This is a genomic window from Halomonas maura (genome assembly GCF_030409305.1).
Taxonomy (GTDB): Bacteria; Pseudomonadota; Gammaproteobacteria; order Pseudomonadales; family Halomonadaceae; genus Halomonas; species Halomonas maura.
Map to the genome: position 1 here is coordinate 63,147 of NZ_JAUFPQ010000028.1, position 14,638 is coordinate 77,784.

Below are 14,638 nucleotides of genomic sequence, written 5' to 3' on the forward strand. Positions count from 1 at the left end.
TCAGCCCTCAGGGAACTCCGCGCGGGCTGGCCTGTCAACGGGCGTTGATCGTCACCCACCGGAGGGCAAGATGACACAAGCCGCAAGCGCCGCCCTGGCACCCCCCCGACCCGCCTCGACCTGGACCGGCTGGGGCCAGTGGCTGGCCCTGTTCACCATGACCATCGACCACCTGGCACGCTACGTGGTCCCGGAGCGCTGGGGCCTGGACTGGGCGGACGCCTCCCTCGGGCGCATCGCCTTTCCGCTGTTCGCCGCCATGGTCGCCTGGCACGGGCTCTTCAACACCCGCAACCCGCTGCGCTATGCCCGCCGCATCCTGGTGATCGGGCTGGTCGCCCAGTTGCCCTACATGCTGATGCCCCGCGCGGCGGATGGCCTGATCCTCAACATCTGCTTCACCCTCTCCCTGGGGCTGACCGGCGGCACCTGGCTGCAGGCCCTGAGGGGACGCCTCGCGCGGGGCGCCCTCGGTGGTCCTCGGCTGGCCGCCGAGGCCGGACTCGCCGTTGCCGTCTGGGCCGCGGCCGGGCTCTGGGTCGAATACGGCCACCTGGGCCTGCTGATGATCCCGTTCTACATGGTCGCCATGCAGGCCCTCCACGGCGCCGGCGACGGCCTCGGCGAGCGCCTCGCGGCCACCGCCATGGCGCTGCCGGTGCTGATGGTGGCCGGGCTGATGAACAGCTCCGACATGGCCAAGTCGTTCACCGTCGCCACCTGCCTGGCGGCCCTGCTGCTGGCCGCCGGCGCGCACCGCCTGGCCCCGGCCGTCCCCTTCCAGATGCCGCGACGGCTGTGGCTCGGCTGGTACCCCGGGCACTTCGCGGCCATCGCCCTGTGGCTATGGCTCGCCGGCGGGGTCTCCTGAGGCCCGGGCCTCGACGAGGAACACCTTGAAGGCCTGCCACAGCGGGCTGCGATAGCGCTCCGGGTGCCACACCAGCGAGAAGGTCCGGCGCAGCCTGAGGCTGGTGTCCAGGGCGACCAGCTCGCCGCGCGCGAGCTCGCCGGCCACGCTCAGCCGGGACAGGCAGCCCAGCCCCAGGCCGGCACGCACCGCCTGCTTGATGGCCTCGTGCTGGCCGAGTTCCATGCGCACCCTGGGCGGCGCGTTGCGGGCACGCATGGCCTGCTCGAAGACCCCGCGGGTGCCGGAGCCGGACTCGCGCAGGATCCAGTCGGCCTCGGCCAGCCTCGCATCGTCGAGCCGCCCCCGCCCGGCCAGCGCATGGGAGGGGGCGGCGACCACCACCAGGCGATCCTCGCACCAGGGCTCGCTGGCCAGGCTCGGCTCCCGGCACTCCCCCTCGATCAGCCCCAGGTCCGCTTCCAGGCGCAGCACGTCGGTGATCACCTCGAAGGTGTTGCGCAGGCGCAGCCGCAGGTCCACCGCCGGGTGGGCCTCGCTGAAGCGTCCCGCCAGCGCGGGCAGCAGATAGGTGCCCACGGTGGCGCTGGCGGACACGCCGAGCATGCCCTGCAACCGTCCCTCGGGCTCGGTGGCGGCGGCCACGAAGCCGGCGACCCCGTCCAGCAACTCCTCCGCCCGGAGCAGCAGCCGGCGGCCCAGATCGTTGAGGTGCAGGCGGCGTCCCAGTCGCTCGAACAGCGCCACCCCCAGCTGCCGCTCGAGGTCCGAGAGGGACTGGCTGGTCGCCGACTGGGACAGGCTCAGCTCGGCGGCGGCCACGCTCACCGTGCCCAGGCGCGCCACCGCGGCGAAGACCTGCAGCTGTCGAAAACTCACCGTGGGTGTCATATCGGTTTTCCCGAATAGCCAGTTCGTTATTAGTTGATAACCATATGAGCTATACCCTGCCTAGGATAGTCACATGCATCCCGTCGTGAGGACACGCTCATGTGGCAAGGCCTGCTGGTCTGCATCACCCTGACCGCTACCGGCGTCGGCCTGGCCCGGCTCCCGGCCCTGGCGAGCAGCGGCATCAGCCCGCTGGTCATCGCGCTGCTGCTGGGCATCCTGGCCGGCAACACCCCGCTGACCCGCACCTTGCGCCACACCGCGCCCGGCCTCACGTTCGCCACCCGCCGGCTGCTGCGCGCCGGTATCGTGCTGTTCGGCCTCTCGCTGACCCTGCAGCAGGTCGCCGCGCTGGGGCCCAGGGTGCTGTTGCTGGATATCCTGGTCATCTCCAGCGTGTTGATCACCGGCTACGTCATCGGTACCCGGGTGCTGGGCATGGACCGGGAGACCACCCTGCTGACCAGCGCCGGCAGCGCCATCTGCGGCGCCGCCGCGGTGCTGGCCACCGAGTCGACCATCCGCGCGCGGCCGGCCGCCACCGCCATGGCCGTGGCCACGGTGGTGCTGTTCGGCTCGCTGGCGATGCTGGTCTATCCCCTGCTCTACCCGCTGCTGGACATGGAGGAAGGCCTCTACGGCATCTACATCGGCGCCACCGTCCACGAGGTCGCCCAGGTCGTGGCCGCCGGCGAGGCGGTGGGCCCCGACGCCCTGGCCAATGCGGTGATCGCCAAGCTGGTGCGGGTGATGCTGCTGGTGCCCTTCCTGCTGATCGTCGGCCAGTGGTGGCTGCGCCGGCGCGACGGCGCCACCGGCGAGGCCGAGGCCGAGGCCGGGACCGGCCTGGTGATCCCCTGGTTCGCCTTCGGCTTCATGGCCATGGTGGTGGTCAACAGCCTGGTCACCCTGCCCGCCCCGCTGCATGATGGCCTGGTGCTGGTCGGCCAGCTGTCGCTGACCATGGCCATGGCGGCGCTGGGCTACGAGACCCGTCTCGAGCGGCTGCGCTCGCTGGGCCTGCGCCCCTTCATCCTGGCCCTGACGCTGTTCGCGCTGCTGCTCACCGGGGGCGGGCTGGCGAGCCGATTGCTGATGGGCTGAATCGCCCCCCTCCCTGACGACGAAGGCCGCGCCCGGGGGCGCGGCCTTGGTGTTGCCGGGCGGGAGCGTCACTCGAAGCTGAAGCGCGGCGCCGGGGCCTCCGGCAGCAGGGCAGCGCAGGCCCTGACCTTCTCCAGCAGGGCGTCATGGGTCGGCGCCACCAGGTTGACGTGGGCCAGCTTGCGGCCGGGGCGCTCGCTCTTGTCGTAGCGGTGCAGGTGGGCGTCCTCGATCGCGAGCAGCGCCGCCGTCTCGCCCTCGCGGCCGATGACGTTGACCATGCAGGTCGGCAGCCGCGCCGAGGTGTCGCCCAGCGGCAGGCCCTGGATGGCCCGCAGATGGTTCTCGAACTGGCTGGTCACGGCGCCATCCATGGTCCAGTGCCCGGAGTTGTGGACCCGGGGCGCCATCTCGTTGGCCATCAGGCCGCCGTCACGGGTCTGGAAGAGCTCCAGGGTCAGCACCCCCACGTAGTCGAGCTCGTCGAGCAGCGCGCGGATATAGCCGTCGGCGGTCTGCTGGATGGCCGCGTCGAGGTCGGGCATGGGCGCCACCGAGTAGCGCAGGATGCCGTCGACATGGACGTTCTCGGCCATCGGGTAGAAGGCCACCTCACCATCGCGGCCGCGCACGGCGATGATCGACACCTCGCGCACGAAGTCGACGAAGGCCTCGACGATCAGCCGCGGATGGTTGATGGCATGCCAGGCGTCGGTGGCCTCGGCCGGGTCCTTGAGTACCGCCTGGCCCTTGCCGTCATAGCCCTCGGTCACCGACTTGGCGACCACCGGCGTGCCCAGTTCCCGGGCCGCGGCCTCCAGCGCCTCGGCACTCTCCACCAGGCGGTACGCCGGGGTGGGGATGCCCAGGCGGTCGAACAGCGCCTTCTCCTCGGCGCGATTCTGGCAGACCCGGATCGCCTCGCTGGAGGGATGCACGGGCTTGTGCTCCTCGATGGCCTGGACCAGCGACACCGGCAGGTGCTCGAACTCGTAGGTGACCAGGTCGACGCGCTCCAGGAACTCCTCGAGGTGGCGCCGGTCGGTGTCGATCATCACCTCGCCGATCCCGGCACTGGGATGGCCGGTGGTGTCGAGGAAGGTGAAGCGGTTGGCCAGCGGATAGCCCGCCAGGGCCAGCATCCGACCGAGCTGGCCGGCCCCCAGTACGCCGATTTTCATCTTGGTTTCCTCACTCGTCTCTCGATCAGGGATTGGGCCGCGGATCGGGATTGTCCAGCACCGTCCGGGTCTGCTCGGCGCGGAAGGTCTCGACGGCGGCGCGCACGTCGTCGTCCTGCAGCCCGACGATCTGGGCCGCCATCAGCCCGGCGTTGGTGGCGCCGGCCTTGCCGATGGCCAGGGTGCCCACGGCGATGCCGCCGGGCATCTGCACGATCGAGAGCAGCGAATCCAGGCCCTTGAGGGCCTTGGACTCCACCGGCACGCCGAGCACCGGCAGCGCCGTCTGGGCGGCCACCATGCCGGGCAGGTGGGCGGCCCCGCCGGCCCCGGCGATGATCACCGCGAGGCCGCGTTCGGCGGCGGACTTGGCATAGTCGAACAGCAGGTCCGGGGTGCGGTGGGCCGAGACCACGCGGGTCTCGTAGGGCACGCCCAGGCGCTCGAGCATGCCCACGGCATGCTCCATGACCGGCCAGTCGGACTTCGACCCCATGATCACGCCGACGCGTGGCGACTCGTTCGATGCAGGCATCCAGGGCTCCTCGAGAACGGGCAATGACGACGCCCGCGATCGGCGCCGCGGGCGGGTGGCAAATTGGAAGGCCGCTATTCTAGCAGAGCCGCGCGGCGCCTACCTCTCCCGGGGGCCCTGGCGGCATGCGGACGTCGTCACGGCGAACGTCGCGGACGGGCGACAGCGGGTTTCACCCTTCCTGCGCATTGGCTTGCTAGGGTCATGGACAAGCAGTCAACGGGAACGCGACCTACCCTATCCACTTGGATATCGTCCACAAGGACACCGTGCCGAAGGAGAACGACCATGAAGCGCCATCTTTTCATTGCTGCCGCCCTCACGGGCACCCTGGCCCTGGCCGGCTGCGACAACGGTGAGGACACCGAGCAGGCCGCCCAGGACGAGACCACCAGCCAGGCCGAGCAGCCCCAGGAAGAGACCACCAGCCAGGCCGAGCAGCCCCAGGAGGCCGAACAGCAGGCCAGCCAGACCCTGCAGGGCATGCTGGAATTCGCCGCCACCGAGACCCCGCTGCCGGAAGAGGCCGAGGTGACGGTGAGCCTGCGGGAAGTGGCCGAGGCGGATGCCCCCGCCACCGTGATCACCGAGACCACGGTGACGCCCGAGGACGGTGAGCCCGTCGAGTTCGCCCTCGACTACGATGTCTCGGCCGTGACCGCCGACCACGCCCACATCCTGCAGGCGACCCTGCGCGATGGCGACGACAACCTGCGCTGGACCACCAAGGAGCGCCACACGGTCGAGGTCGGCCCCGACGCCGAGCAGGGCCCCATCACCCTGGTGCTGGAGCCGGTGACCAGCGAGGCCGCCGGTGACGAGAACCTGCAGGAAGCGCAGCAGGACATGCTCGAGTCCGATGACGCGGCCGGCGCGTCCAGCGACACCGCCGACGAGGCCTCCGGCGAGAGCATGGAGGCGATCGACGAGCAGGCCACCGAGATGCAGGAACCCACCACCTCGAGCGAGGGTGACGCGACCACCGCCGGCCAGTAACCCTCCCCCGCGCCAGCCCCGCCCGGCGCGTCCGGGCGAGGCCTGTGCAAGCCGCGAGGCTAGCCGGCGGCCAGTCCTTGCCGCCGGCTGGCCACCCAGTTGCCGGCGATGGCCAGCGCCATCACCGCGGCGCCTACCGCCTCGGCGACCAGGCTGGGATAGAAGACGGCGACGATGGCCGGCAGCAGCACCAGGCGCACCGGCGCCGACATGCGCGTGAACAGATACCCCTCCAGGGCCGCGGCGAAGGCGCCCAGGGCGAGGAAGGCGGTGAGTGTGCTCCACACCAGCAGCGGCAGCGGCCCACCCATGATGATCTCCGGATTGAAGACCATGAACAGCGGGATCAGGTAGAGCCCCTTGGCGAACTTCCAGGCCTGGAAGCCGGTGTCCATGGGCTTGGCCCCGGCGATCGCCGCCCCGGCGAAGCCGGCCAGCGCGATGGGCGGGGTGACGTTGGAGTCCTGGGAATACCAGAACACCACCAGGTGGGCGATCAGCAGCGGCACCCCGAACTCCGCGGTCAACGCCGGCCCGACCAGCACGATCAGCACGATGTAGCTGGCGGTCACCGGCAGCCCCATGCCCAGCACCAGGCTGGCCAGCAGCACCATCACCAGCGCCAGCAGCAGGTTGCCGCCGGAGAAGGCCATCATCATCGCCGAGAACTTGAGCCCCAGGCCGGTCAGGCCCACCACCCCGACGATGACCCCGGCCACGGCGCAGGCCATCGACACCGCCACGGCATTGCGCGCCCCGAGCTCGAGGCCGCCGACCAGCTTGACCAGCCCGCTCTTCACCGCCTCTCGCAGGGTTTCGCCGGTCACCCGCTGGCCCTCGCGCGGCGCGATGAACAGGAACCACACCGCAAAGCGCGCCGCCGCCACCGCCAGCATGGTGAGGATGGCGTAGTAGCCCACCCGCATCGGCGACATGTTCATCACCAGCAGCCAGACCAGCACCGCCAGCGGCAGCAGGAAGTGCCAGCCGGCGCCCATGACGTCGCGCATCTGTGGCAGCTCGCTTCTGGCCATGCCCTGCATGCCCTGCTTGAGCGCGATGATGTGCACGAGCAGGTAGACGGTGCCGAAGTACATGATCGCCGGCAGGATGCTGACCTTGACCACCTCGAGGTAGGGCATGCGGGTGTACTCGGCGATCAGGAAGGCGCCGGCGCCCATCAGCGGCGGCATGATCTGACCGCCGGTGGAGGCGGCCGCCTCGATGCCGCCGGCCTGGTGGGGCTTGTAGCCCAGGCGCTTCATCAGCGGAATGGTGAAGGCCCCGGTGGTCACCACGTTGGCGATGGCGCTGCCGGAGATCGAGCCCATGCCGGCGGAGGCGATCACCGCGGCCTTGGCCGGCCCGCCGCGCTGGCGACCGGTGGCGGCGTAGGCCAGGTCGATGAAGAACTTGCCGGCGCCGGTGATCTCGAGAAAGGCGCCGAACAGCACGAAGATGAAGATATAGGTGGCCGCCACGCCCATCGGCAGGCCGAAGATGCCCTCCTGCCCCAGATACAGCTGGCCGACCAGGCGGTCCAGGTTGTAGCCGCGGTGCTCGAGGATCCCGGGCAGGAACTGGCCGAGCCAGGGCAGCTCGCCGCGGGGCCCGGCGAAGGCATAGAGGATGGCCAGGATACCGATGATCGTCATGCCGAGCCCCACCGCCCGCCGGCTCGCCTCGAGCACGGTAACGGTGGCGATGCAGCCGATCACGATGTCGGTCTGGCTCCAGAAGCCCGCACGGTTGATGATCTCGTCGAGGTACAGCACCAGGTAGCCGCCGGTGATCACCGCGCCGGCGAAGAACACCAGGTCGATCGCCCCGCCGGCCAGGCCCCGTCGGTGCCGAGGGCCGAAGACCGGGAACATCAGGAAGGCCAGCATCATGATCAGCGCCAGATGGATGCTGCGCTGGTAGAACAGGCCCAGCGGCTGGATGCCGGCGGAATACAGCTGAAACAGCGACAGCGCCACGGCCACCAGGCTGATCAGCCACAGCACCGGGCGCGAGTGCGGCGCCTGGCTACCGGGGACGATGGGGGAAGTGACCTCTTCGCTCATAGCGTCTCACTCGCAGGGTTGGGGCCCGCTGGTGGCGGGCCGCGTCAGGGAAGGGTGGGCTCCAGGGCGAGGGTCACGCGCTGGTTGGCGGCCCGCTCGCTCAGGCTGACCACTACCGGGGCCGCCGAGTCGACGTCGTAGGGTCCCGCACCGCAAACCCGGGCCTCGGCCAGCAGGGCCGCCAGGCGCGGCTCGCCGTGGCGCACCAGGCGATGAGCGACGCGCCTGGCGCCCACCCGCAGGCGGTAGCGGTCGCCGGGCACCGGCTCGTCGATGGCCTCGATCCAGTAGCCCCCTTTCCCGTCGGAGACCTGGCGGCCACGCCCGGGAATGTGGTCCAGGCCGGCGGCGAAGTCCGGCAGGTGGCTGCGCTCCAGCACCATGTGCCCGCCCCGGTTGCGATAGCAGTCATGGACGGGAAACCCCTCCACTGAATGGTTCCAGGCCAGGCACCAGCCGGCCCCTTCGGGCATCGGCAACCGCACCAGGACCCGGCCCTCGGCGTCGCGGACCCGCAGCTCGTGGGTCGGGCACCCGCCGTCGGCCAGGGCCGGCGCGGCGATCCCCAGCATCAGCCAAAGCCCGGGGGCGAGCCAGGCGGCCCGCCCCCGGGGCATCCACGACATGTCGACGTCCCTCAGGGACGCTGACGGTCGGCGATCTCGGCGCCCACTTCCTCGTAGTAGCGCAGCGCGCCGGGATGGAAGGCGATGGGCGTGGACTCGACGCTGAACTCGACGGTGGTGTCGTTGGCCGCCGGGTGGATGGCGATCAGCTGGTCGGTCTGCTCGAACAGGGTCTTGGTGATCTGGTAGGCCAGCTCCTCGTCCATCTCGCTGCTCACCGCCAGCACGTTGGGGATGCCGATGGTCTGCACCGCTTCCTCCATGCCCTCGTAGAGCCCGGCCTTGAGCTGGTAGGCGGCGAACACCGGCTCCTCGCCCTTGGCGTTGGCCACTTCCTCGTCGGTCAGGCCGATCAGGCGGATATCGCGGGTGGTGGCCAGGTTGAGGATCGAGCTGGTGGGTGGCCCGACGCTCCAGAAGCCGGCGTCGATGTCGCCGTCGCGGATGGCATCGGCGGTCTCGTTGAAATTGAGCCGGCGCGCATCGATGTCGTCGTAGGTGATGCCGTTGGACTCGAGCACTGCCCGGGCATTGAGCTCGGTGCCGCTGCCCGGCGCGCCCACCGAGACCGTCTTGCCCTCGAGGTCGGACAGCGACTCGATGCCGGAGTCCGCCAGGGTGACGATCTGCACGGCATTCGGGTAGATCGAGGCCAGGGCGCGGATGTTCTCGAGCTGGCGGCCCTCGAAATCGCCGGTGCCGTTATAGGCCTGGTAGACGGTATCGGCCAGGGCCAGCGCCAGGTCGGAGTCACCGCGCCAGACCAGCCCCATGTTCTCCACCGAGGCGCCGGTGACCTCGGCCACGGCGTCGTAGCCCTCGACGTGCTCGCCGATCAGCTCGGCCAGGCCACCGCCATAGGGGTAGTAGGTACCGCCGGTGCCACCGGTGGCGATGGACAGCTGCTGCTGGGCCAGGGCCGCGGGGGCCGCCACCAGCAGCGAGGCCGCCAGGGCATACTTGAGTGCTCGCATGAAGGATCCTCCGTCGCGAATCGGTAAGGCGTTGTCCTTATTGTGGGCGATGCTTTCGCTCACCGCCTGGAAAGACGCTAGCAGCCCCCTGACGCCGGGGCCAGGTAATAATTTCTACGTTCCCTAATACTTTCGGCAAAACCCGACGCCTCCCGACTCGTGCGGCGAGCCGCGGTAGCGACTCGCCACCGGAGGATTGGACATATACTGGGTCCAGCCGGGACATTCGAGGACACGAGTCGACTTGACGTCCACCCCCCGTCCATCACAGCGACGCAGGGTCCATGCCGCACGACACGACACTCATCACGACGTTGGCCGCGGGCTTGGGTCTCGCCCTGGTGCTCGGCATCCTCGCCGAAAGGTTGAAGCTTCCCGCCCTGCTGGGCTATCTCCTGGCGGGCATCGCCATCGGGCCGGCCACACCGGGCTACGTGGCCGACATGGGGACCGCGAGTCAGCTGGCCGAGCTGGGCATCATGCTGCTGATGTTCGGCGTGGGCCTGCGCTTCTCGCTGGACAATCTGCTCTCGGTCAAGCGTGTGGCGCTGCCTGGCGCCATTGCCCAGATGACGGTGGCGACGCTGCTGGGCATGGCCCTCGCGGGGACCTGGGGCTGGGGGCTCGGGAGTAGCCTGGTGTTCGGCCTCTCGCTGTCGGTGGCCAGCACGGTGGTGCTGTTCAAGGCGCTGGAAGCCCGCGGGATCCTGGCGTCGATGAATGGTTACATCGCGGTCGGCTGGCTGGTCGTGGAAGACCTGGCCATGGTGGTGGTGCTGGTGCTGCTCCCCCCCCTGGCCGGGATGCTCGGCGGCACCGAGACAGACGGCGCCCTCCCGCCTCCCCTGTGGCGGACCCTGGGCCTGACGTTCCTGCAGGTCGGCGCCTTCGTGGCCTTGATGCTGGTCGTGGGACGCCGCGTCATGCCCTGGGTGCTGTGGCTGGTGGCGCGGACGGGCTCCCGGGAGCTGTTCACGCTCGCCGTCATCGCGGCGGCGATCACCATCGCCTTCGGTGCCGCCGAACTGTTTGGCGTTTCCTTCGCGCTCGGCGCCTTCTTCGCCGGCATGGTCATGCGGGAATCGACGTTCAGCCACCGGGCGGCGGAAGAATCCTTGCCGCTGCGTGACGCTTTCGCGGTGCTGTTCTTCGTCTCCGTGGGCATGCTGTTCGAGCCTGGTGTGCTGATAGACAGCCCGCTTCGCGTGGTGGGCGTCGTGGCCATCATCATCCTCGGCAAGTCCGTCGCCGCCGCCTTGCTGGTCATCGCCTTTCACTATCCACTCAGCACGGCCTTCACGGTGGCGGCGAGCCTCGCCCAGATCGGGGAATTCTCCTTCATCCTGGCCACCCTCGGCATGTCACTGGGTCTCCTCACCGCAGAAGGTCAGAGCCTGATCCTGGCCGGCGCCTTGATCTCGATTGCACTCAATCCCATGATTTTCGGCCTGATCGAGCCGCTGCGTAACAAGGTGCTGGAAACTTCCCGGCTGGCCCGTCAACTGGATCAACGCCAGGACCCCTTCGCCGAGCTTCCCCTGTCGACCGCAGAGCGTTACCTCGAGGGACAAGTGGTCCTGGTCGGTTATGGTCGTGTCGGACAACAGATCGGTGACGCGCTTGGCAGGCGGGGTATCCCGTTCGTCGTGGTCGAACAGAACCGCGAACTGGTGGAAGCGCTGCGCCAGCAGGATATCGCGGCCGTATCGGGCAACGCCGCCGAGCCCTCCGTGCTGATTCAGGCGCACATCGCCCGTGCCGCCATGCTGGTCATCGCCATTTCCGATACCCGCGACGTGCCTCAGATGACCGGGACGGCGAGAACGCTGAATCCCGACATCGAGGTGGCGGTGCGCGCCCAGAGCCAAGACGACGCCAGGCTGCTGGCCAGGGAAGCGGTCGATCGCATCTTCCGCGGCGAGGAGGAGCTGGCGAAGGGCATGGCCGAGCATATCCTGACGCGCGTCGCGCCACCGGGCGACCATCCTGGATAGGCCTCGACCGCGACCGCTTGGCCCCGGCCCCCGAGCGCCAGCCGGCCCCTCCCCCCCACGCCGCCGGAAGCGGATCTGCTGGCGGCTCAGCGGCCGCTGCCGGCGGCGAGGATGCCCGGCGTCGGGACACCTCAGTCCTCGACCTGCTGCTTCACCCTCTCGACGATATGCGCCCCGATGGGGAGCGCCGAGGTGGCCGCCGGCGACGGGGCGTTGCCCACGTTCACCGTGCGCGGGGTGTTCACGAACAGGAAGTCGTCCACCAGCCTGCCGTCGCGGGAGACCGCCTGGGCGCGGACCCCGGCGGGATAGTCGCCCAGATCGTCGACGGCGAGGCTCGGGCAGTACTTGCGTACCAGTCCCAGATAGCCCCGCTTGTGCAGCGAGTTCTTCATCTCGACGAGGCCGGGGCGCAGGTTGCGCCTCAGCACCTTGAGGATGCCCGGGTCGGTGAGCATCTGCGCCAGGTCGCGGGGCGAGACGTCACGCTTGCGATAGCCCTCGCGCTTGAAGGCCAGCACGGCGTTGGGACCGACGGTGACGGAGCCGTCGATCATCCGCGTCAGGTGCACGCCGAGAAACGGCATGGCGGGATCCGGGATCGGGTAGATCAGGTGGTTGACGATGTCGTTGTGCCGCTCGGGCAGCCGGTAGTACTCGCCGCGGAACGGGCAGATGCTGAAGCCGGGATCCTGGCCCAGCATACGCACCACCCGGTCGGCCATCAGTCCCGAGCAGCTCACCAGGTACCGCGCGGTGAACTCGCCGGCACCGCTGGTCACCACCACTTCCCGGCGACGCTCCTCCAGGGCGGTGACCTCGGTCCCGTAGCGGATCTCGCCGCCCATCCGCTCGAACTCGGCGGCCATGGCCCGGGTCACGGCGGCAAAGTCGACGATGCCGCTGGAGGGCACGAAGATGCCGCCGATGCCCGTGATATTGGGTTCGCGCTCGGCGAGTGCCTCGGCTTCCAGCCATTCTCGCTCCAGGCCATTGGCGGCGGTGCGCTCCCACAGCGCCTTCATGCGCTGCAACTCCAGGTCATTGGTGGCCACCAGCAGCTTGCCGCAGATGTCGTAGGCGATGTCGTGGGCGTCGCAGAACTCCCGGGTGGCGCGGTTGCCGGCCAGGCAGAAGCGGGCCTTGAGGCTGCCCGGCGTATAGTAGACGCCGGCATGGATCACGCCACTGTTGTGACCGGTCTGGTGATGAGCCGCGCCTGCCTCCTTCTCCACCACCAGCATGCGGCGATCCGGGTAGGCCTGCTTGAGCTGCATGGCGGTGGACATGCCCAGGATGCCGCCGCCGATGATGATGAAATCGTACATGCCGTCCTCGTTGTGCTGATGCGACCACCACGCCCGGGATGACGGCGTGGCCTGGCCTCGTCAGGGTAACCCATCGGTCGGGGCATGGCGCCTCACGACCGACGCGCTTCGCGCAGCGTCCTGGCGTGGGTGAAGTGGCCACGCTGGCGCATCAGCTCCCGGCGCAGCTCCGGGTGCGGCGTGAAGCGATCCCGGCCGTGCAGCCAGAAGTGGTTGTTGATCAACAGGAAGCTGCCCACCGGGTTGGGCACCGAAAGGATCGCCGGGCTGCCCTCCAGGGACTCGGAGAGATCGCACAGCCAGTTGCCCTCCTCGAAGTCCCGGGGCTGCACGAACTGGTCGATGTAGGACATGATCGGCCGCCCCTCGGCGTCGACGTCGAACACCGGGTGAAAGACATCCTTGGCGACGTTCTTGCTCGGCGGCGCGGTCCAGCGCAGCTCGCGACGCGCCAGCGGGTGGCGGTGGAAGCGCGCCAGGTCCTCCCAGTCGTCCAGGTGCAGCAGCAGCGAGTCGCCGCCCGCCATGTGCCGCTCGTCGATCTTCATCATCAGCACGTAGTCGGTGTCCTGCACGACGAAGGTACCGTCGTTGTGCAGCTCCATCACCCGGTGCGGCTGCCGCAGGTAGCTGTCCGACGCGTCGACGTTGCGCACCACGAAGCGCGCATAGTACTGGCCGCTCATGGCGTCATGGTTGGAACGCCCCATCAGGTGGGCCACGGCGGTGGCGAACTTGACCATGTCGTCGGCCTGCTCGACGTCGTCGAGGCCCTCGGGCGTGACCTGCAGGCCGCCCGTCTGCCGATCCACCAGGGTATTGATCAGCACCGGCTGCAGGGTGTTGCCGCACAGGTCGTCGAGGATCCTGGCCACCCGGAAACGCAGCATGGACTTGTATTCCAGGGCCTGGACGGGCCACTCGGCCACGGCCGCGAGGAAGGCCTCGACCACCTCACGCGAGACGGTCAGCTGCAGCAGCCGCGGCGACTGGGCGGACGGCGCCAGGCTGAAACCCCGGAGGTCGGCGGGCAGCGGCATGGCGGTATCGGAAAGCAGGGTCAGCGCAGTCATGTCGGGTCTCCATGGTCTCGAGCATCGATGACTCAAAATATCTATATTTTTATAAAATATCAACACAACGACATCCATTCACGTCCAAGGCCGCCTCTTCGCCTGCGAGCGGAGCGCATCCAGCCGATTCATGTCCGGTGACGAGGGCGATACGCCGCCGCCTGCCTGCATGGCGAGGTTCGCGAGCAAGGCGGGCGGGTCGTGCAGGCGCGGTGGCAGAGGCTCGCTCGGCTCGACACCCAATCGACGGGAGCCAACGCAACGAGGCCCGGCATTGGCCGGGCCTCGTTGGTTGGCGAGGGAGCGTTCTCGCCAACGGCTCAGGGCCTGTGGCCGGGCCCCGCCTCCGCGAGATGCTGCTGAGGCACCGGCACCGGCACCGCCATCGCCACCGGCTCTCGGAGCAGCGAGCGATACCGGCCGATCGAGATCAACAGAATGAAAACGGCCTCGCTCATTGCTGAGCGAGGCCGTTCGTTTCAAGCCTCAATCGGGCGGCGACGCTGCCATGGGGGTCCATCCCCGAACGGGCTGGCCGCGCCGCCGTTAAGCGGCAACGCTACCGTGGGGGTCCATGACGAATTTCTTCGCCGCCCCACCATCGAAGTCGGCGTAGCCCTGCGGCGCCTCGTCCAGGGTGATCATCTGGACGTTGACCGCATCGGCGATCTTGACCTTGTCGAACAGGATCGCCTGCATCAGCGGCCGGTGGTACTGCATCACCGGGCACTGGCCGGTATGCAAGGAATGCGACTTGGCCCAGCCGAGCCCGAAGCGCATGCTCAGCGCGCCGTGCTTGGCCGCCTCGTCGGTCGCGCCCGGGTCCGCGGTCACGTACAGCCCCGGGATGCCGATCTGGCCGCCGGCGCGGGTCAGCGCCATGGCGGAGTTCAACACGGTGGCCGGCGCCTCCTTGCCGTGGTTGTGGCCGCAGGCATGGGCCTCGAAGCCGACGCAGTCGACGAAGGCATCGACCTCGCGCTCGCCGAGGATCGCCTC

Annotated in this window: 12 protein-coding genes and 1 pseudogene; 4 read left to right on the forward strand and 9 right to left on the reverse strand. The window is 69.2% G+C overall.

Translation table 11 applies throughout. The features are described from left to right. The first annotated feature begins 70 nt into the window (after positions 1 to 70). Positions 71 to 871 carry a TraX family protein gene (locus QWY76_RS18425; RefSeq protein ID WP_290312966.1) on the forward strand — a complete coding sequence of 267 codons (801 nt, stop codon included), beginning with the start codon at positions 71 to 73 and terminating at the stop codon, positions 869 to 871. Here QWY76_RS18425 and QWY76_RS18430 read toward each other — a convergent pair. Continuing rightward, positions 845 to 1,750 (reverse strand): LysR family transcriptional regulator, encoded by a 906-nt coding sequence (locus QWY76_RS18430; RefSeq protein WP_290312967.1) that lies wholly within the window; start codon positions 1,748 to 1,750, stop codon positions 845 to 847. The genes QWY76_RS18425 and QWY76_RS18430 overlap by 27 nt on opposite strands. Positions 1,751 to 1,861: 111 nt before the next feature. On the opposite strand from QWY76_RS18430, the gene QWY76_RS18435 reads away from it, so the two are divergent. Further along, the gene (locus QWY76_RS18435; protein ID WP_290312968.1) at positions 1,862 to 2,866 is read left to right on the forward strand and encodes a YeiH family protein; all 1,005 of its coding nucleotides are present in this window, start codon (positions 1,862 to 1,864) and stop codon (positions 2,864 to 2,866) included. A gap of 68 nt (positions 2,867 to 2,934) precedes the next feature. Here QWY76_RS18435 and QWY76_RS18440 read toward each other — a convergent pair whose 3' ends face one another. Both QWY76_RS18440 and purE read right to left on the reverse strand, forming a co-directional pair. Beyond that, complete coding sequence (locus QWY76_RS18440; RefSeq protein ID WP_290312969.1) at positions 2,935 to 4,047, reverse strand: 5-(carboxyamino)imidazole ribonucleotide synthase; 1,113 nt, start codon at positions 4,045 to 4,047, stop codon at positions 2,935 to 2,937. A 25-nt stretch (positions 4,048 to 4,072) separates the two neighbouring features. Then, on the reverse strand, positions 4,073 to 4,582 hold the full coding sequence (gene purE, locus QWY76_RS18445) for a 5-(carboxyamino)imidazole ribonucleotide mutase (RefSeq protein WP_290312971.1): 510 nt from the start codon (positions 4,580 to 4,582) through the stop codon (positions 4,073 to 4,075). 288 nt (positions 4,583 to 4,870) lie between these two features. On the opposite strand from purE, the gene QWY76_RS18450 reads away from it, so the two are divergent. Further along, on the forward strand, positions 4,871 to 5,578 hold the full coding sequence (locus QWY76_RS18450) for a YbaY family lipoprotein (protein WP_290312972.1): 708 nt from the start codon (positions 4,871 to 4,873) through the stop codon (positions 5,576 to 5,578). 59 nt (positions 5,579 to 5,637) lie between these two features. On the opposite strand, the gene QWY76_RS18455 is transcribed toward QWY76_RS18450, so the two are convergent. The 3 genes from QWY76_RS18455 to QWY76_RS18465 are packed head-to-tail and all read right to left on the reverse strand — an operon-like array spanning position 5,638 to position 9,244. Beyond that, on the reverse strand, positions 5,638 to 7,644 hold the full coding sequence (locus QWY76_RS18455; protein ID WP_290312973.1) for a TRAP transporter permease: 2,007 nt from the start codon (positions 7,642 to 7,644) through the stop codon (positions 5,638 to 5,640). A gap of 44 nt (positions 7,645 to 7,688) precedes the next feature. Further along, positions 7,689 to 8,261 carry a DUF1850 domain-containing protein gene (locus QWY76_RS18460; protein WP_290312979.1) on the reverse strand — a complete coding sequence of 191 codons (573 nt, stop codon included), beginning with the start codon at positions 8,259 to 8,261 and terminating at the stop codon, positions 7,689 to 7,691. 20 nt (positions 8,262 to 8,281) lie between these two features. Further along, positions 8,282 to 9,244 (reverse strand): TAXI family TRAP transporter solute-binding subunit, encoded by a 963-nt coding sequence (locus QWY76_RS18465; protein ID WP_290312974.1) that lies wholly within the window; start codon positions 9,242 to 9,244, stop codon positions 8,282 to 8,284. Positions 9,245 to 9,528: 284 nt separating this feature from the next. Between QWY76_RS18465 and QWY76_RS18470 the strand changes: the two genes are divergently transcribed. Next, positions 9,529 to 11,238, forward strand: a complete 1,710-nt coding sequence (locus tag QWY76_RS18470; RefSeq protein WP_290312975.1) for a cation:proton antiporter domain-containing protein — start codon at positions 9,529 to 9,531, stop codon at positions 11,236 to 11,238. A gap of 131 nt (positions 11,239 to 11,369) precedes the next feature. On the opposite strand, the gene lhgO is transcribed toward QWY76_RS18470, so the two are convergent. The 3 genes and pseudogenes from lhgO to QWY76_RS18485 form a co-directional block, all read right to left on the reverse strand. Further along, entirely contained in the window at positions 11,370 to 12,566 is a 1,197-nt protein-coding gene (gene lhgO, locus QWY76_RS18475; protein WP_290312976.1) for an L-2-hydroxyglutarate oxidase, read from the reverse strand. 92 nt (positions 12,567 to 12,658) lie between these two features. Next, entirely contained in the window at positions 12,659 to 13,639 is a 981-nt protein-coding gene (gene glaH, locus QWY76_RS18480) for a glutarate dioxygenase GlaH (protein WP_290312977.1), read from the reverse strand. A gap of 546 nt (positions 13,640 to 14,185) precedes the next feature. Next, positions 14,186 to 14,638 (reverse strand): annotated as a pseudogene (locus tag QWY76_RS18485) (formaldehyde dehydrogenase, glutathione-independent); the annotation flags it as partial.